Here is a 17,809-nt window from a genome sequence, read left to right on the forward strand (position 1 = left end):
GCCCGGCCCCCCGCCGCAAAGCCGGCGCGTGTTTGTTTAACGTGGCCGGGGGGTTTGCCAGGCCCCGGGGGCCCAGCGTTGAGGGGGCTCAAGTGCCACGGTGCCGGCGGGATGGCGAAATTCGTGTGTGGGTTGCAGGGGGATGTCGCGCCATGTCGGTGCGGCGCTGATATGGCCGCGGAGTAATGTATCGGGCGCCAGCCGAATATCGATGGCGTGCTCGCTCGAGGCGGCTGGCAGGATGGTGCTGGGGTTGTCGATGAACTCGCCGGGGTTGCCGAGGGCAAAGGCGCCGAGCCCGACCAACAAATTATTTCGTGCGATGACTACCGGTGTTGTCTCGGTTTTTCCGGGCCAGATGCGCAGGAATATGCCACCGGTGGGGCGTTCGTTCACCAGCGTGTTATGGCTGAGTGCGAGGCGGTTTTCGTCGCTGCGATAGCCTTCTGCGCCATAGCTGATCAGGGTGGTGTTTGAGGTGTTGGCTGATTGGCCGATGGTATTGCCGATGACCGTGGCGAGGCCACCTTCGGGAAATTCCAGCTCATAGGATGCCTCGCCATCGGGGCCATCGACGATCCAGTTGTATTCGATGTGATTGCTTCGGGCGCGTGTTTTGACGAGGTGGGCGTTGTAACCGCCTTGCAGGCGACTCCCCCGCAGCGTGAACCGGTCGATCTGGCCGACATAGAGCAAATGATGCAGCGCGCCGGGGTGACGGGGGGCGTTGTCGAACTGGCAGTTTTCGACAAAGAGTCGTGCGCTTGGATCGTTGCTGGTGAGAATGCCGTTTTCGTTGTCGATGAAGCGGCTGTTGGTGATGCTCAGGCGTCCGCGTTCAAAACGGATGCCTGCACCGTTCAAATGCGGCACGCGTGCGCCGCGGAAGGTGATGTTGTTGATCTGGATGTCGCCCCCGCGGATCACCCAGATGGCTTTGCCTTCGATTGACTGGCCGGCGGCTTCGAGTACCGGCCCGTCGCCCAGACCGCGGATGGTTAGCCGGTTTTGCGTCCACAGCGCGACATCGCCACGATAGGTGCCCGGCTGGATGCTGACGGTGTCACCGTCCTGGGCGAGACGGGCGGCCTCGGCGATGCGCTGAATGGGTTCGTTGGGGCCGACGCGCAATTCGGCCGCCATGGCAGCCGCGGGCGCCAGCAGGGCACTTAGTACGAGTAGGCCGCGATGTGTGCGTCGGAGCATGGGCGCCGGTTTCCAGTCAAGCAGGGTTGGCGCCAGTGTGAACCGCTCGCCCGGGCAACGCCAGTGGACGGTGCCCGGGCGGGGGTAGCTTACTCGATGGTCAGGCGTCTGGCTTGCACCGCTGCTTTTTTGGGTAGGGTCAGTTCCAGCACACCATCGACGAACTTCGCGCCGGCGCGCGCTTCGTCAACATCCTGGCCGAGTTGGAAGCTGCGTGAGACTTTGCCGTAGTAGCGTTCCGTGCGCAGCACCCGTTCACCGTCCTTTTGCTCGGACTGTTGCTTGCGTTCGGCCGTGATTGAAACGACGGGCCCGTCGATGCTCACATGGATGTCGTCTTTGGTGACACCCGGTAGTTCGGCGTGAACGGCATAGCTTTCGGGGCTTTCCTTGACGTCGACGCGCATCTGCGGCGCCTCGGTGGCATTGCCACCAAACTCGACAGGGCGTACGAAAAATCCGCGAAAGAAGTCTTCGAACGGATCGTGGCGTGTGATGTTGCTCATGAGATCCTCCTTGTCAAATGGGTGATGATTCCCGCTTGAAAAAATAGTGGCGTGGCACGGTTTTTCAAGTGACGAGGACGCAAGCAGATGTTTCAGTTCTTGCTGGTTGAGGCTAAATGCCGGGTGAAGGTCGCCGAGATGCGTGGGTCAATGCGTGCGCACAGCCGAACCGCGTCGCGATTGGTCCAGGACCAGATGCGGTCGATGGCGTCTCGGGCGGGCAGCCATTCGGCGCCATGGTGTTCCGCTGCATCAAGCGTGATTGGTAGCGGTGTTGGCAAGCACAGGCTGAACACCGTTTCGGTGTTGTGGCTCACTTCGGGGGCATAGCGATGGCGCCACTTTGGAGGAATCGGATAGCGGTTGTTCAGCCCCCAGTCGAGAAAAGCGTAGTCGGGCGCCGACAGGCCGGTTTCTTCGAAGACTTCGCGGACGGCGGCCTCGCGGGGTGTTTCGTCCGGCTCCAGGCTGCCGGTGACGGATTGCCAGAAGTCAAAGGGCTGCTGCCGATGCAGGAGCAGGACGTCCATCGCAGGGGTGTGGATGACCACCAGCACGGAGCGGGGGCGTTTCTCGCCGCCAGCGATCACGCCGTGTCGGCGCTGCGCGCGGTTTGGGCGAAGACATGAAACGGTACGCTGCGTTCCTGCCAGTGCTCACAACAGTCGGTCAGCAGGTCCGTGAGAATAGACGCGGTGCCGGTGTCAGGAGCGGCGTTGGTGAGGATCAAGACGTAGCCCTTGGCGGGCAGCCATGAGAGGTCGGTCAGGCAGTCGTAGAGCGCGTCCCAGTTGTGCCCGAACCAGCGCGGCATGTCGAAACGCTGGGCGAGGGCGTCGAGGATCTGTGCTTTGTCGGTCAGTCCATCGAGGGCGACATCGATGATGCGTCGCTCGCGTGCCTGGGCGGCGGAAACAATGGCTTCTGTGTCGCCAGGGCGCATGGACAAAATGCGGTTGGGGCCGTCGAGTGCGAGGCCGTGGTCGTCATTGGGGCGGGGAGCGGTCATCGCGTCTCCGGAATGCGTCGAAAACTGCGGTAATGATCTGCAGTGTAGTAAAACACTTCAGGAGGATTGCCGCCGGCGACGATGCGACGTGCGCCGCGCGTGCGTTCTCCGGGTGTCGGAACGGTGTATTCGCGGTAGTAGCTGCGCGATTGTCGGGGCAGGAGTCCTTCGCGGTTGAAGAATGTCGTGCCGTCTTTGCTGTAGGGGAAGGGGCCGCCGCGCTGGATCAAATCGAGGGTGCTCAGCGCTTCAGGTGGCAGCCAAGCGAGTTCGCTGGGCGCTGACGCGGTGCCAGGAGGCGCGTCGCGCGAACAGGCCGGGAGCAGTGCAAACGCTGCAAGCAGGAAGACGACGAAGGTTTGGGTCAGGCGGCGCATGCGCGATCCATCCACCGGTTGGTGGTTGGAGTGTAGCAGTTCCGTTGCGTCGCGCGTGTCAGCCTAGACTTTGACGTCGCGAATGCCGAATTTTGCCTTGAGCGTGGTGTGGAAGTCTTTCAGCGCGGGCAGGCGGGCGTTGTTCGGGTCCTGACGGCGAACCCGGTCGATGAGCCGTTGGGCCTGACTGGCGTACTGCTCGCTCCAGCCGCGGTTCTCGATGTGGCGCAGCAAGGCCAGCGCGGCGTTGAAGAGGACATGGACGTTATTGGGCATTTTGCCTACGGCGTTGAGCATTTCGTCGACGGCGCCATCAAAGTCACCCGCTTTGGCCTTCTCGGCGCCCGTGGCGACAAGCGCCCGGACTTCGTGATGAACTTGTTTTTCGAGGTCTTGCGCGAGATTCGAATAGCCTCGCGCGTCGAGCATCTTGCGCGTGTTTTCGATGGCGCGCGGGGTGTCGGCCGTTCGCATGATGTCGAGCACCACTTCCGAGCCTGCCGCCTCCATGCCGTGGTCGAAACAGGCTTTTGCCAACTGTTGTTTGAGGCCGAGCGACACCGTGCCGAGCCGCCGCGACTCAGTCAGCGCCGACTCGACCGCCGCCTTCGCCTTGGCGTCGTCGCCGAGTTTGCCGTGGAGCATGGCGGAGGACAGCGCGGTGCACAGTTTGCCGCGCTCGGTGGTGGCCATGGTCCGGTCGAGATCACGCAAGGTGGCCGCGGCGTCCTCAAGTTTGCCGTTGCCGATCTGTGCCTGCATGAGCCACACGTGGTCGTCTGGGTCTCGGAAGTCTGAATATTTGCCTTTGCGTACCACCTCGCCCAACACGGCTTCGGCGGTATGGGAATCGTCCATTTCAAGTGCAATGGCGCCCAGTCGGCGCAGGCGGCCAACGCGATGCGGGGAAACCGCCGTCGCACGGGCGAGGATGTCGCGGGCTTTGGCCAGCTCGCCCGCGGCCTCACGCGTGCGCGCCAGCCAGTCATACGCGTCGAGAAACTGATCGTTCTCTTCGACGAGGCCGGTGAGCAGATCTTCCGCTTCGCCATAGCGCTGGCGCATGTAGAGGGCCTTGGCGAGGCCAAGGCGGGCCCACGGAATGGCACGAAGTTCTAGAACCTTTTGGTAGACCTTTTCGGCTTCATCGGCTTCGCTGGCCGAAATGTGGAGTTCGGCACGCAGGCGAAGAAAGTCGAGCTGATATTGCGGATGCTCTCGTTCGCCCTCAATGCTCGCTCGTAGCGCGCCTGGGATGTCGCCGGATTCGATCAGCTTGTAAACCGGAAGCAGTGCGTCGCGTTTGAGAATGGCGCGCACGATGCGGGTATGAAGCGTGTCGGCAGCGAAGGGTTTGAGGACATAGTCGTTGGGCGCCAGCTCGGCGGCGGAGACGACTTTTTCATACTGGCGCTCGCCGGTGACCATGATGAACAGCGTAGCCAGTGGAATGATGCCGTTGTGGCGCAGGTCTTCGAGCAGGTGCTGGCCGTCCTGGCCGTCACCGATGTGGTATTCGCACAGAATGAGGTCGAATCGCGCATCGCGTAGCTTGCGCACCGCGGCGCCGGCCGAGACGGAAAGCTGCACCTTGTCCACCCCGCTTTCGCCCAGCATGTTGCGCAGTTGAGTGCGCATGTTGGGGTTGGCCTCGATGACGAGGGCGGTAACGGCGGACAGGTCGGGCATGGTGGCGGTGCCGTAGAAAAGGGACTCAAGCTGAATTGTCGGCTTTTTAAGGCCGATCTTGAGTGAACGCACCAAAACAAACGAGGCGACCGAAGTCGCCTCGTTGTGTCTTTGAGCCATTCCGCCGGGATTAGTCCTTGGTGACCTCCACCGAGGTTTCGACTTTCTGGCGCAGACGGACGTGCAGGTCGCGCAACTGGCGGTCGTCGACGGGCGAGGGTGCCTCGGTGAGCAGACACTGGGCGCGCTGCGTTTTGGGGAAAGCGATCACGTCGCGGATCGACTCCGCGCCGGTCATCATGGTGACGATGCGGTCGAGGCCGAAGGCCAGGCCACCATGCGGCGGTGCGCCGTATTTCAGCGCATCGAGCAGGAAACCGAACTTCTGCTGGGCCTCTTCGTCGCCGATCCCCAGCGCGCTGAACACCTTGCTTTGCACGTCGGCACGGTGGATACGTACCGAGCCACCGCCGAGCTCCCAGCCGTTCAATGCGAGATCATAGGCTTTGGCGAGGCACTTGCCCGGGTCGCTGACGAGCAAGTCGAGGTGTTCGTCCTTGGGGCTGGTGAAGGGATGGTGGCAGGCGGTCCAGCGCTTGTCTTCGTCGTCATACTCGAACATCGGGAAATCCACCACCCACAGCGGCTCCCAGGCCTTGCCATTGACGTAGCCCTTCTCGTGGCCGACCTTGCTGCGCAATGCGCCGAGGGCGTCGTTCACGATCTTGGTCTTGTCTGCGCCGAAGAAGATCAGATCACCGTTTTGCGCACCAGTGCGCTCAATGATGGTTGCCAGCGCCTGCGCGTGCAGGTTTTTGACGATGGGCGACTGCAGGCCCTCATCGCTCAGTTTGGTGATGTCGTTGACCTTGATGTAGGCCAGACCCCGGGCGCCGTAGATGCCGACGAACTTGGTGTATTCGTCGATTTCGCCACGGGTAAGCTGGGCGCCGCCGGGGATTCGCATGGCAGCGACCCGGCCGGTGTCGGAATTGGCCGGGCCGGAGAAGACCTTGAAGGCAACGTCCTTGACGGCGTCGGTGACATCGGTGATTTCGAGCGTTACACGCAGGTCGGGCTTGTCCGAGCCGAAGCGTGACATCGCTTCGGCGTAGCTCATGCGCGGAAATGGCGCGGGAAGATCGACGTCCAGCACTTCCTTGAAAATGCTGCGAATCATCTCTTCCATCAGCGCGGTAATCTCGGCTTCGCCCAGGAAGGACGTCTCGATATCGACCTGGGTGAATTCGGGCTGCCGGTCGGCCCGGAGGTCTTCGTCACGGAAGCACTTGGTGATCTGGTAGTAGCGGTCGTAACCGGCCACCATCAGCAGTTGCTTGAACAGTTGCGGCGACTGGGGCAGGGCGAAGAAGTGACCCGGATGAACCCGCGACGGCACCAGGTAGTCACGCGCGCCTTCCGGCGTGCTCTTGGTGAGCATCGGCGTCTCGATGTCGATGAAGCCTTTGGCATCGAGGAAACGACGGAAGGCCATCGCCGTCTTGTAGCGCAGCATCATGTTGCGTTGCATGGCCGGGCGGCGCAGATCGATCACGCGATGGGTCAGGCGCGTGGTTTCCGACAGGTTGTCGTCATCGAGCTGGAACGGTGGCGTGACCGAGGCGTTGAGGACTTCAATCTCGTGGCAAAGCACTTCGATTTCGCCGGACGTGAGGTTGGCGTTTTCGGTGCCGGCAGGGCGGCGTCGGACCTTGCCCGTCATGCGTACGACAAACTCGTTGCGAAGCGACTCAGCCACGGTAAACATGTCGGCGCGGTCGGGGTCACAGACCACCTGAACAAGACCTTCGCGGTCGCGCAGATCGACGAAAATCACACCACCGTGATCCCGCCGCCGGTGCACCCAGCCGCACAGGGTGACGATCTGGTCGAGGTTGGCGGCAGTGACCTGGCCGCAGTATTGAGTACGCATGATTCTGATTCCGTATTTTGTACGCTTGGGGCGAATCGCCCCGAGTTGTTAGGGTTTGACCGGGGCGAGCTCGGCGATGTCGGCCTTTTTGCCGGACGTGACCACACCCATTGAAATGACATACTTGAGCGCTTCGTCAACGCTCATTTCCAGTTCGATGACGTCTGCGCGCGGGACCATCAGGAAAAACCCCGAGGTCGGGTTTGGCGTGGTCGGGACGTAGATGCTGATGTAGTCGCCGCTCAGATGGCGGGCCGCGTCGCCACCCGGCTTTCCGGTGAGGAAGGCGATGGTCCAGGCACCCTGGCGGGGATACTGAACCAGCAGCGCTTTGCGGAACGCGTGGCTGGAACTGGAAAACAGGGTGTCGGATACTTGCTTGACGCTTGAATAGATGGATTTCACCACCGGGATGCGCGCGAGCAATGCCTCCCAGACCAGCACCAGACGCTGGCCAAGCACATTGGCGCCGATCAAGCCGGTGAGCAGAATGATCAGCAAGGTGAGTGCGACGCCGATGCCCGGAATGTCGAGCCCGAGCAAGACTTTGGGCTGCCAGTGCTCAGGTATCCACAGCAGGATTCGATCCAGCGTGCTGACGATCCAGGCGATCACCATGAAGGTGATGGCGAGCGGGATCCAGATCAGGAGCCCGGTGACGAAGTATTTCTTCATTCGATACGGTCAGTGGCAGGCGCAGCCACCGCCACAACTGGCGTCGGTCGTGCCGGAGGTCGGGGCAGCCTCGGTTTTGGTGGGCGCACTGGCGCTGCCGCCTTTGAAGTCGGTGGCGTACCAGCCCGAGCCCTTCAGCTGAAAGCCGGGCGCGGTGAGCTGTTTGGTGTAGGCGTTCGCGCCACAGGCGGGGCAGACCGTCAGTGGTGCATCACTCATCTTCTGCAAATGATCTTTTTGAGCACCGCAATCGGTGCAGCGATAGGCGTAGATCGGCATGACAAGCTCCGAAAAATCAAGCCCGTAAGTCTATCTTATTGGCGATGGTGCGGGAAGCGGTGTGCAGTGTCGCGCAGGCGTAGCACTGATTTGATTTTGCGCTGGTGTCAGAACGCCTGGAGGTAACGCGCGTTCAAGCTTTCACCGAAAAAGAGGGCCAGCAGGCCTGCCGCGGCGAGGTAGGGGCCAAACGGAATTGGTGTGTCCCGCCCATGGCGAGCGAAGAGCATCAAGGCAATCCCGACTGTTGCACCGACAATTGAGGACAGCAGAATGGTCAGCGGCAGCATTTGCCAGCCAAGCCAGGCGCCAACGGCGGAGAGTAGCTTGAAGTCGCCGTAACCCATTCCTTCCTTGCCGGTGACCAGACGGAAAAGGTGAAAGACCAACCACAGGCAGAGATACCCCGCGACAGCGCCAACCACCGCATCGTGCAAGGACGTAAACGTGCCGCCCAGGTTGAATAGGAGTCCAAGCCAGATCAGTGGCAGGGTGATGGTGTCGGGTAAAAGTTGGGTGTCCAGGTCGATAAACGTCAATGCAATCATCGCCCAGACGAACAGCAGGGCGCCTAGGGTGGCGACGCTGTTGCCGAACTTCCACGCGACAAGTGCTGAAAGGGCCGCAGTGGCGATTTCAACGCTCGGGTAGCGCCGGCTGATTGGCGCTTTGCAGTGACGACAGCGGCCGCGGAGCACCAGATAGCTCAGTACCGGAATGTTGTCGATGGCGGTGACCTGGGTGCCACAGTGTGGGCAGCGGGAGCGGGGCGTGGCCAGATTGAAACGGGCTGGCGCGTTGACTTCTTCCCCGCGCATTTCGGCCGCCTGCTGCGCCCACTCGTTTTCCATCATCGTGGGAAGGCGATGGATGACGACGTTCAGAAAACTGCCGACAAACAGGCCGAGAAGGCAACTGAGTGCGACGAGCGCTGTCGGTTCGTTGAAGAGTTCGGTCATGAGGGATTGGTGCCGCCCCGGGGTCCAGGGCGGGCCAGGAAAGTTAGACGACGGCGCCGAGTTTGAAGATCGGGAGGTACATGGCGACGACTAGGCCGCCGATGACAGTACCTAGAAACACCATGATCATTGGCTCAAGCAACTGAGATAGTCCCGCGACTGCGTCGTCTACCTCCTGCTCGAAGAAATCAGCGACCTTGCTCAACATGCCGTCGAGTTGTCCGGACTCTTCACCTATGGATACCATTTGTACAACCATGGTCGGAAAAACCTTAACGCCTTGCATGGATACGGTAAGGCTGGTGCCTGTGCTGACGTCCGACTGGATCTGTTTGGTTGCGACTTTGTAAACATGGTTTCCGGCCGCGCCACCGACTGAGTCAAGCGCCTCCACCAGTGGAACCCCAGCCGCAAACATGGTTGCAAGTGTACGGGTCCAGCGTGCAATTGTGGCTTTCCGGATGACATCGCCAATGACCGGTACCTGAAGGATGAAACGATCCATGGCGTTCTGAGCTTTCTCTGATCTTCGATATGCCATGCTCAAGCCGACAATAATCGCGGTGAGACCGCCAAAAACAATGTACCAATTGTCGACAAAGTAGTCTGACATGGCGATTACGATCTGTGTTGGGGCGGGAAGATCTGCACCAAAATTGGCGAACACATTTTTGAATTCAGGAATAACGAAGATCATCATCACCGACACCACCAAAGTGGCGACGACAATGACCGCCATTGGATAGAAAAGTGCCGACTTGATCTTGCCTTTAATGGCGATGATTTTTTCTTTATAGGTTGCAAGGCGATCTAGCAGACTATCCAAAATACCTGCTTGCTCGCCCGCCGCTACCAAATTACAGAAGAGTTGATCAAAGTGAAGCGGGTGCTTCCGAAACGCTTGCGACAAACTGCTGCCGGTTTCAACGTCATTGCGAATGTCATTCAGCAAACGCCCCAGCGAGGGGTTGCCCGATCCCTTGATGCCAATATCAAAGGCCTGAAGCAGTGGCACGCCGGACTTCATCATGGTTGCCATCTGGCGAGTGAATAGCGCGATGTCCTTGTCGGTGATGCGGCGGCCCCGAGAAAGCTTCCGCTTCTTGACCTTGGTGACGAGAATGCCCTGACGGCGTAGCGTTGCCTGGACAACCGCCTCACCCCCTGCGCGGACTTCGCCGCGAATGATCTTGCCTTTCTTGTCCTTGCCTTCCCAGTCGTAGAGATGCTCTTTGACATCTTGGGCTGTGCGGCGAGTAGAGCGGGTAGCGGTTGCCATGTGTGTCGTGCCTCGAATTAGTCGTTGGTCGTCGCCAGAACTTCTGCCAGAGAAGTCATGCCGGCCTTGACCTTGCGAAGGCCCGAGCGGCGAAGGTCCATCACGCCGTCGAGCTCCGCTTGCGCGGCGATCTCAATTGAGTTGCCGTTGTTCATGATGATGCGGGCGATCTCGTCTGTGATCGGCATGACCTGATAGATGCCGACCCGGCCTTTGTAGCCGCTGCCCTTGCATTTATCGCAGCCTACGGGACCGTAGGGCTTCCAGCTGCCGTCCAGATCCGCCTCGGAAAAGCCGGCTTCAATCAGCGCGTCGTGCGGGATGTCTAGCGCCTGTTTGCAGGTGCACAGGCGTCTTGCGAGGCGCTGGGCAGTGATCAGGATGACCGACGAGGCGATGTTGAACGCCGCAACGCCCATGTTGCGCAGACGCTCAAGCGTGGTCGGCGCGTCGTTGGTGTGCAGGGTCGATAGCACCAAGTGCCCGGTCTGTGCCGCCTTGATGGAGATCTCGGACGTTTCGAGGTCCCGAATTTCGCCAACCATGATGACGTCCGGGTCTTGCCGCAGAAAGGCCCTGAGCGCGAAAGAGAAGGTCAGACCGGCTTTTTCGTTGACGTTGACCTGGTTGATGCCGGGCAGGTTGATTTCAGCCGGATCCTCGGCGGTGGAGATGTTGACCCCGGCCTTGTTCAGGATGTTCAGGCAGGTATAGAGCGAAACGGTTTTGCCGCTACCGGTGGGTCCGGTGACCAGAATCATGCCATAAGGGCGCTCAATGGCTTCGAGTAATGCGGCCTTCTGTTCGGGGTCGTAACCCAGCGCGTCGACGCCCAGCATGGCGGAGGAGGGGTCGAGAATACGCATGACGATCTTTTCGCCATGGAGGGTTGGCAGCGTCGATACCCGGAAGTCGATGGCCTTGTTCTTGGAAAGCACCAGCTTCATCCGGCCGTCCTGGGGGACGCGTTTTTCCGAGATGTCCAGACGCGAGATGACCTTGATACGGGCAGCGATTTTCTCTCGCAACACCAGGGGCGGTTGCGCCACTTCGCGCAAGGTGCCGTCGGTTCGTACGCGAATGCGGTAATACTTTTCGTAGGGTTCGAAATGGATGTCCGACGCCCCTTCATTGATGGCGTCGATCAGGACCTTCTGAATGAATCGAACGACTGGCGCGTCATCGACTTCTGCCTGTGCATCGTCGGCGGCGGCTTCGCTGGGCGTGTCCTGCTCCAGCATGTCCATGTCGAATTCGTCGCCGGTGAGCGCTTCGAGCGTCTCCTTCGCGGACTCGCCTTGCTTGTCGATGGCTGCAAGCAGCTTGCTCGCCTCGACAACCACCGGGTCGACAGACAGGCCGCTCTGAAAGCGGATTTCGTCGAGTGCACGCAGGTTGGTGGGGTCGGCGAGTGCGACGGTCAGGCGATTGCCGCGCTTGGCGATCGGCAGGACATGGTGCTTTCCGATCAACTTTCGGTCGATCGCATCGACCAGAATATTGCTCGGATCGAGCGCCGAGATGTCTAGCAAGGGGTGGCCGAAGGTGTCTGCAGCGAAGCGGGCGATATCCCGTTCACCGAGCAGGCCTCGGCGAGCGGCTTCCAGAATGAAGCCGTTGACCTTGTTTTGCTGTTCGGACGTGCACGCCGCAGCGTCCGCCTCTGTCAGGCGGTTTTGTTGGACGAGTGCGCGCGCAAGACCCGTGAGCGCAGTTTGAGGATTTGCAGCCATGACCACCTGTTATGGATCCGACATAGCATGTTGCATCGCTTGATGTGCCTTGTAAAGCTTCAGGCGCAAACCCTTGTCACAACTTGGTTTATGTCCGCGGTTTGAACAGCCGTGCGGTCTTCACCATGCGATCTTGAGTCTGCACCACTTCGATGGGTACATCGCCAATCCGGATTGAGAGTCCGGCCTCAGGAATATCCTGGAGGTATTCAACAATCAGCCCGTTCACTGTTTTCGGACCATTTACCGGAAGGTTGAGGCCTAATTTGCGATTGAGGTCTCTCAGATTGTGCGCACCGTCGACAAGAACGCTGTCGCTGGCGTGCCACGCAAGGTGATCACCGCCGGCTGGCGCGCTGGTGGTGAACTTGCCGATCATCTCTTCGATGATGTCTTCGACGGTGACCAAGCCGAGCAATTCGCCGTATTCGTCCACGACGAGGCCCATGCGTTGCTTGTTCTCCTGGAAGAACTGAAGCTGGGAGTAGACGGGCGTGTCTGCCGGAATGAAGTAGGGCTTGGACAGTATGTTGCGCAAGGCGTCATGGTCCAGGCGCTCTTCAAGCGTATGGCTGAGCATGCGGCGCAGGTGCAGGATGCCGACGACGTTGTCGGTTTCGCCGTCGAACACCGGCAAACGGGTGTGATAGCTCGTTGCCAGCTGTTGGCGAATATCTTCGATGGTGTCCGACAGGTCGATGCCCTCGATGGCGCCTCTTGGCGTCATGACGTCCTCGACGGTGATGTCTTCCAGTTCAAACATGTTCAGCAGGATGCTGCGGTGCTTTGACGGGATGACGTGTCCCGCCTCGAGAACCATGCTGCGCAGCTCTTCTGTCGAGACCTGGTCTTGTCCGTTTTCGCCTTGAGGGGCGAGGCGGAGTGCGCGCAGGAGAACGGCGACGAACAAGTTGACGAACCAGACCGCAAAATAGGAGGCGCGCAACAAAAAAGTCAGCGGAAAGGCGTAGATGACCGCGAGTCGGTCGGCATACCTTGCACCGATCACCTTTGGCGTGATCTCTGAAAAAACGAGGATCATGAAGGTCACGGCAAGTGTGCCCGCGCCGAGCGCCCAGCGCTCCTCGCCGAACAAGGCAATCGTAATTACGCTCACCAGTGTCGCGGCGGCAGCGTTGACCAGATTGTTGAACAGCAAAATGACGCCGAGCAGCTTCTCTGTCTGCCCGAGCAGATTCAGCGCCAGAGTGGCACCTCGATGGCCGCTTGAGGCCATGGATTTGAGGCGATAGCGGTTGGCGACCATCATGGTTGTTTCGGCCATCGAGAACAGGCCGGAAAACACCAACAGCAAGGCGAGCGCAGAGATCTGCACTGAAAGAGGAATGTCGGTCACGGCCTGCTAGGCGAAAAGGGGAGCGTCGAGTATTCCGGCGCGATGCGGTGATGTCAAGGCGGCGACTCCGGATTCAGGCCGCGCGTTGAAGCAGAATTTCGATGACAAACCGGCTGCCGACATAGGCCAGCATCAAGGCCGCGAAGCCGGCAATCGTCCAGCGCTGGGCAAGTTTTCCGCGCCATCCCCACAGATGGCGACCGACCAGCAAGGCGCCAAAGAGCAGCCATGAGATCGCGGCGAACACCGTTTTATGGTCGACTGAAAAGGCTTTTCCGAATAGCACTTCGGAAAAGGCGACGCCCGAAATCAGCGTCAGGGTGAGCAGCACAAAGGCGATGCGGATCAGGCGGAACAGCAGATGTTCCATTGTCAGCAATGGCGGCAGAGAGGCAAAGGCGTTCGAAAGACGCGCGCTGTGCAGTCGCTTTTCGGCAATGGCCATGAGCAGCGCATGCAAGGTGGCGAGGGTGAACAGGCTGTAGGCGAGCATGGCCACGATAAAATGCGCCCGGAACGCAGGCGAATCGGCTTTATCCAGCAAGTGCGGTGGTGGAAACAGCCCGGGGAGTAGCGCCGCTACGGCGGCGGCCGGCATCACGAAGGTTTGCAGGCCGTCCAGCCGCGAGAAAAAATTTTCGATCCAGTAAAAAAGCACTGCGAGCCACACCATCAGCGACATGGCGGTGCCAAAGCCGAAATGCATGCCTTCGCCAGGGAAGAGTTCGCCATGGAGCACCGCGCCGTGGGCGAGCAGGGCAATGAGGAGCGCGACGCGCTCCAGAGCGGATAGGCCGCGACGTGGTGTATGGCCGGAGGGGTGCCAGCGGGTACGCCAGAAGTGCACGCCAAGCGCGGCATACATGGAGGCGGGCAGCAGATGCAGTAGAATCGATGGCATTTCGCAAGTTTACTCCAAGCCAGATTCCCGGACCATCATGCTAGACAATTTGACCACGCGGCTTTCCAAAGTCGTCAAAACCCTCCGTGGCCACGCCCGGCTGACCGAAGACAACATTCAGGACGCGATGCGTGAAGTGCGCATGGCACTTCTGGAAGCCGACGTAGCCTTGCCTGTGGTCAAGGACTTCGTTGCGCGGGTGCGCGAGAAGGCGGTCGGCCAGGCGGTGGTCGGCTCGCTCACACCGGGGCAGGCCCTCGTCGGTGTGGTGCACGATGAATTGTGTGCCCTCATGGGGGAGAAGAATGAAGGATTGAATCTCGCCGCACAGCCGCCTGCCGTGGTGCTGATGGCGGGCTTGCAGGGCGCCGGTAAAACGACCACCACCGGCAAGCTCGGCAAACTATTGCGCGAGCGCAAGAAGAAAAAGGTGCTGGTGGTGTCGGCCGACGTGTATCGGCCGGCGGCAATCGAGCAGCTTAAAACCGTGGCAGGGCAGGCCGGCGTGGAGTTCTTCCCGTCGCAAACCACCCAGAAGCCGGTCGACATCGCCTTGGCGGCGCTGGATTACGCCCGCAAGCACTTCTTTGACGTGTTGCTGGTCGACACGGCGGGACGGCTCGCCATCGACGAAGCGATGATGGCCGAGATCAAGGCCGTGCATGCCGCGATCCTGCCGGTCGAGACCCTGTTTGTGGTCGATGCCATGTTGGGTCAGGACGCGGTCAATACCGCGGCGGCCTTCAACGAGGCGCTCCCGCTGACCGGTATTGTGTTGACCAAGCTGGATGGTGACTCGCGTGGCGGTGCGGCACTGTCGGTGCGTCACGTGACCGGCAAGCCGATCAAGTTCGCCGGTGTGGCCGAAAAACTCGATGGGCTGGAAGAGTTCTTCCCCGAGCGCATGGCGTCCCGGATTCTCGGTATGGGCGACATCATGGGTCTGGTCGAGGACGCGCGCCGCGGCGTCGACGAGGACAAGGCCAAGGCCTTTGCGCAGAAGCTCAAGTCGGGCAAGGGCTTCGATCTGAATGATTTCAAGGAGCAGATCGGCCAGATGCGCAAGATGGGCGGCCTGACATCCATGATGGACAAGCTGCCCGCACAGTTCGCGCAAGCCGCCAGTCAGTTGCAGGGCGGGGCCGAAGAAAAAATGGTTGGTCGCGTTGAAGGCATCATCAATTCGATGACGCCGCTCGAGCGCGCCAAGCCCGAACTGCTCAAGGCATCGCGCAAGCGGCGTATTGCCAGCGGCGCCGGGGTGCCGGTGCAAGAGGTTAATCGACTGCTCAAACAGTTTGAACAGACCCAGAAGGTGATGAAGCAGTTCTCCAAGGGCGGCATGTCGAAGATGATGCGTGGCATGAAGGGGATGCTGCCAGGCATGATGCGTTGATGGCGGCACTGCGCGCGCCCGAATCCTTGTTTTCGGCTTTGCGCAGTGCCTTGCTCGAATGTGATGTCGAGCAAAAGTGCGCGCGTGTGCATGCCCTGAAAGCCGCGTTTGATGCCGGCCAGTTGTGTATTGATGACAACACGCCGCCCGAATCAATCGTTGAGTGCGGTCGGCCAGCGCGTCCTGAGCTGGTGGCGCCAAACAAGCTGCGTAAGCGCCGTCCCGGCAGCCCCGACGGTCACGCCGCCTTGTTGCACGCCATTGCCCACATCGAATTCAATGCGATCAACCTGGCGCTCGACTGTGCCTATCGCTTCCGCGGATTGCCGGATGCGTTCTATCATGGTTGGGTGCGGGTCGCCGTCGAAGAGGCGATGCATTTCGGCTTGTTGCGCGAACGGCTGCAGGCGCTGGGGTTCGACTATGGGCGGTTCGCAGCGCACAACGGCTTGTGGGAGATGACCGTTCAAACGGCGGATGATCCGCTTGCCCGGATGGCACTGGTGCCGCGCGTGTTAGAGGCGCGCGGACTGGATGCGACACCGCCGATCATGAACAAGCTGCGTCATGTCGGCGATGCCGCCACATTGGCCGTGTTGGAGGTCATCCTGCACGACGAGATCGGCCATGTGGCGCTCGGTGACCACTGGTTTCGATACTTCTGCGCGCAGCGGGGGCTGGCGCCAGAAGCAACGTATCTGGCGCTGATTGATCAATTCAATGCGCCGTGGCCCAAGCCGCCCCTCAATCTTCCCGCGCGACGCACGGCAGGTTTTAGCGAAGCCGAGTTGGTCGTGTTATCCGCGCCACGTCAGTCTAAACAAGCTTCCTGATCGGCCTTGTTTGTTCCGCATGTCTTTGCGGCACGTGTGGTGGCAGGCATTTGCATGTCTCACCTGCATCGCCAATGGCGGCTTGAATGGCGGCGTTGTCGTTGCCCGACGCTGCCTGGGCAAGCGCGTCGATGATCAGTATCAGATTGTTGACCTGGCGCTTGAAGCGGGGAAAGTTCCTCCCAGGTGTCAGGCGTCATGCGACGGATGGTGCCAATGAAAAAAGGGAGTGACGAATCACTCCCTTTTTAACGGCGTCGGTGCGCTTTAACGAATCAGCGCAGTCCGGCGATGAAGTCTGATACGGCCTCTATTTCCTTGTCGGTCATCTTGAGCGCAATCATCTGCATCATCTTGGCCGGATCGTTGGCACGTTCGCCGGCACGGAAGGCCTTCAACTGAGCGGCCGTGTATTCGGCAAACTGGCCAGACAGACGCGGGAACTGAGCCGGCAGACCTTTGCCTGCGGGGCCGTGGCAGGCTGCACAGGCGGGCAGGCCTTTGGTGGCATCGCCGGCGCGCCACAGTTTCTGGCCCCATTCGATGGTCTCGCCATTCTTGGCGACGGCGGGTTGCAGCGTCTGGCTACCAAAATAGTGCGCCACGTTGATGACGTCTTCGTCAGTCAGCGCCATTGCCATGCCGTTCATCACAGCATTGACGCGAACAGGCGGATTGCCGTCGGCGGATTTGAATTCAGTGAGTTGCTTGGCCAGATATTCAGGGATCTGACCCGCCAGTTTCGGGTTGGCAGGCAGCGGGCTATTGCCGTCGGGGTTATGACAGCCGGCGCAGATGCCCTCGGCCGTCAGCTTGCCTTTTTCGAGATCGGGGGCTTTTTGTTCGGCCTGAACACTGCCAGCGGCCAGGAAAAGGGAAAGCAGCAGGGAACGCTTCAGCATGATCTTGATGTCCTCGGGTGCCGTTGTCGGTCGTTCAAATCCTGATATTCTATAACAGCTTGCTAGGTTTGCGCGATGCAACACCCGCCCCTTTTCCCCATAGTGCCTTCCGAATGTCCCTCTTCCGTCACGCCGAATTTGAAATCTCAGTCGCCGAACCCCGGGGTCTGCCACCACCTAATGGCGCTGAAATCGCCTTTGCAGGACGCTCCAATGCTGGAAAATCCAGTGCCATCAACACCTTGGCGATGCATACACGTTTGGCCTTTGTGTCGAAGACGCCGGGTCGAACCCAGCTGATCAATTTTTTCCGGCTACGCTGCGGCGCGGTGATGGTCGACTTGCCGGGCTACGGCTATGCCGAAGTGCCCGAAAAAATTCGTCGCCAGTGGCAGGCGCTGCTCGAAAACTACCTGCGCGAACGCCCGAATCTGATTGGTCTGGTGTTGATCATGGATTCCCGGCGCCCATTGACCCAACTCGATCGTCAGATGCTCGACTGGTTTGCACCCAGCGGTCGGCCGGTGCACGTGCTGCTGACCAAGAGCGACAAACTGACACGCAATGAGCAAGCCAAAACCCTGGCCGCGACGCGCAAAGGGCTGGCCGAGTGGGGCGATGCGGTGACCGTGCAGATGTTCTCGAGCCTGAAAAAGACCGGAATGGATGAAGTCGATGGCGTTGTGCGCCAATGGCTGGAAGCGCTGCCGGGCGATGTGCTCGAAGCCGACGACGCCTGAAAAAAATAGACCCCCGGCCAAAGGGGAGAAAGCCG

Annotated in this window: 18 protein-coding genes; 3 read left to right on the forward strand and 15 right to left on the reverse strand. The window is 60.2% G+C overall.

Annotation, left to right across the window (positions count from 1 at the left end; all coding sequences use genetic code 11):
- Positions 1–36 precede the first annotated feature (36 nt).
- The 14 genes from FHP89_RS14525 to FHP89_RS14590 all read right to left on the reverse strand — a co-directional run bounded on the left by FHP89_RS14525 (position 37) and on the right by FHP89_RS14590 (position 13,903).
- Complete coding sequence (locus tag FHP89_RS14525; RefSeq protein ID WP_144179016.1) at positions 37–1,206, reverse strand: right-handed parallel beta-helix repeat-containing protein; 1,170 nt, start codon at positions 1,204–1,206, stop codon at positions 37–39.
- An 89-nt stretch (positions 1,207–1,295) separates the two neighbouring features.
- On the reverse strand, positions 1,296–1,712 hold the full coding sequence (locus FHP89_RS14530; protein ID WP_144179015.1) for an Hsp20/alpha crystallin family protein: 417 nt from the start codon (positions 1,710–1,712) through the stop codon (positions 1,296–1,298).
- Between the two features lie 92 nt (positions 1,713–1,804).
- On the reverse strand, positions 1,805–2,302 hold the full coding sequence (nudB, locus tag FHP89_RS14535) for a dihydroneopterin triphosphate diphosphatase (protein ID WP_260851621.1): 498 nt from the start codon (positions 2,300–2,302) through the stop codon (positions 1,805–1,807).
- Positions 2,299–2,721: a barstar family protein gene (locus FHP89_RS14540; RefSeq protein ID WP_260851622.1), complete on the reverse strand. Its 423-nt coding sequence runs from the start codon at positions 2,719–2,721 to the stop codon at positions 2,299–2,301. Before FHP89_RS14540 ends, nudB begins: the two co-directional genes overlap by 4 nt.
- The gene (locus tag FHP89_RS14545; RefSeq protein WP_144179014.1) at positions 2,718–3,098 is read right to left on the reverse strand and encodes a ribonuclease domain-containing protein; all 381 of its coding nucleotides are present in this window, start codon (positions 3,096–3,098) and stop codon (positions 2,718–2,720) included. The genes FHP89_RS14540 and FHP89_RS14545 overlap by 4 nt, the downstream gene beginning before the upstream one ends.
- Before the next feature lie 63 nt (positions 3,099–3,161).
- Positions 3,162–4,907, reverse strand: a complete 1,746-nt coding sequence (locus FHP89_RS14550; protein ID WP_313792198.1) for a response regulator — start codon at positions 4,905–4,907, stop codon at positions 3,162–3,164.
- Between the two features lie 10 nt (positions 4,908–4,917).
- A complete protein-coding gene (gene aspS, locus FHP89_RS14555; RefSeq protein ID WP_144179013.1) occupies positions 4,918–6,720 on the reverse strand; it encodes an aspartate--tRNA ligase in 1,803 nt (600 codons plus the stop codon).
- A 48-nt stretch (positions 6,721–6,768) separates the two neighbouring features.
- Positions 6,769–7,395 carry a DUF502 domain-containing protein gene (locus FHP89_RS14560; protein WP_144179012.1) on the reverse strand — a complete coding sequence of 209 codons (627 nt, stop codon included), beginning with the start codon at positions 7,393–7,395 and terminating at the stop codon, positions 6,769–6,771.
- A 9-nt stretch (positions 7,396–7,404) separates the two neighbouring features.
- Positions 7,405–7,674, reverse strand: a complete 270-nt coding sequence (locus FHP89_RS14565; RefSeq protein WP_144179011.1) for an FmdB family zinc ribbon protein — start codon at positions 7,672–7,674, stop codon at positions 7,405–7,407.
- Between the two features lie 107 nt (positions 7,675–7,781).
- Positions 7,782–8,633, reverse strand: a complete 852-nt coding sequence (locus FHP89_RS14570; RefSeq protein ID WP_144179010.1) for a prepilin peptidase — start codon at positions 8,631–8,633, stop codon at positions 7,782–7,784.
- Positions 8,634–8,676: 43 nt separating this feature from the next.
- Entirely contained in the window at positions 8,677–9,912 is a 1,236-nt protein-coding gene (locus tag FHP89_RS14575; protein ID WP_144179009.1) for a type II secretion system F family protein, read from the reverse strand.
- 17 nt (positions 9,913–9,929) lie between these two features.
- Positions 9,930–11,645, reverse strand: a complete 1,716-nt coding sequence (gene pilB, locus FHP89_RS14580; RefSeq protein WP_144224974.1) for a type IV-A pilus assembly ATPase PilB — start codon at positions 11,643–11,645, stop codon at positions 9,930–9,932.
- An 88-nt stretch (positions 11,646–11,733) separates the two neighbouring features.
- A complete protein-coding gene (locus FHP89_RS14585) occupies positions 11,734–13,002 on the reverse strand; it encodes an HlyC/CorC family transporter (RefSeq protein WP_144179689.1) in 1,269 nt (422 codons plus the stop codon).
- Positions 13,003–13,075: 73 nt separating this feature from the next.
- Complete coding sequence (locus tag FHP89_RS14590; RefSeq protein WP_144179688.1) at positions 13,076–13,903, reverse strand: cytochrome C assembly family protein; 828 nt, start codon at positions 13,901–13,903, stop codon at positions 13,076–13,078.
- 37 nt (positions 13,904–13,940) lie between these two features.
- Here FHP89_RS14590 and ffh point away from each other — a divergent pair, with 37 nt between their 5' ends.
- Together ffh and FHP89_RS14600 are read left to right on the forward strand one after the other, a co-directional pair.
- Complete coding sequence (gene ffh / locus FHP89_RS14595) at positions 13,941–15,299, forward strand: signal recognition particle protein (protein ID WP_144179687.1); 1,359 nt, start codon at positions 13,941–13,943, stop codon at positions 15,297–15,299.
- Positions 15,300–15,349: 50 nt separating this feature from the next.
- Positions 15,350–16,132 (forward strand): ferritin-like domain-containing protein, encoded by a 783-nt coding sequence (locus FHP89_RS14600; RefSeq protein ID WP_260851623.1) that lies wholly within the window; start codon positions 15,350–15,352, stop codon positions 16,130–16,132.
- A gap of 275 nt (positions 16,133–16,407) precedes the next feature.
- On the opposite strand, the gene FHP89_RS14605 is transcribed toward FHP89_RS14600, so the two are convergent.
- Positions 16,408–17,034, reverse strand: a complete 627-nt coding sequence (locus tag FHP89_RS14605) for a c-type cytochrome (RefSeq protein WP_144179685.1) — start codon at positions 17,032–17,034, stop codon at positions 16,408–16,410.
- Positions 17,035–17,147: 113 nt separating this feature from the next.
- Between FHP89_RS14605 and yihA the strand changes: the two genes are divergently transcribed.
- Complete coding sequence (gene yihA / locus FHP89_RS14610) at positions 17,148–17,774, forward strand: ribosome biogenesis GTP-binding protein YihA/YsxC (protein WP_144179696.1); 627 nt, start codon at positions 17,148–17,150, stop codon at positions 17,772–17,774.
- The last annotated feature ends 35 nt before the right edge of the window (positions 17,775–17,809 follow it).

The organism is Denitromonas ohlonensis, from assembly GCF_007625205.1.
GTDB classification, from domain to species: domain Bacteria; phylum Pseudomonadota; class Gammaproteobacteria; order Burkholderiales; family Rhodocyclaceae; genus Nitrogeniibacter; species Nitrogeniibacter ohlonensis.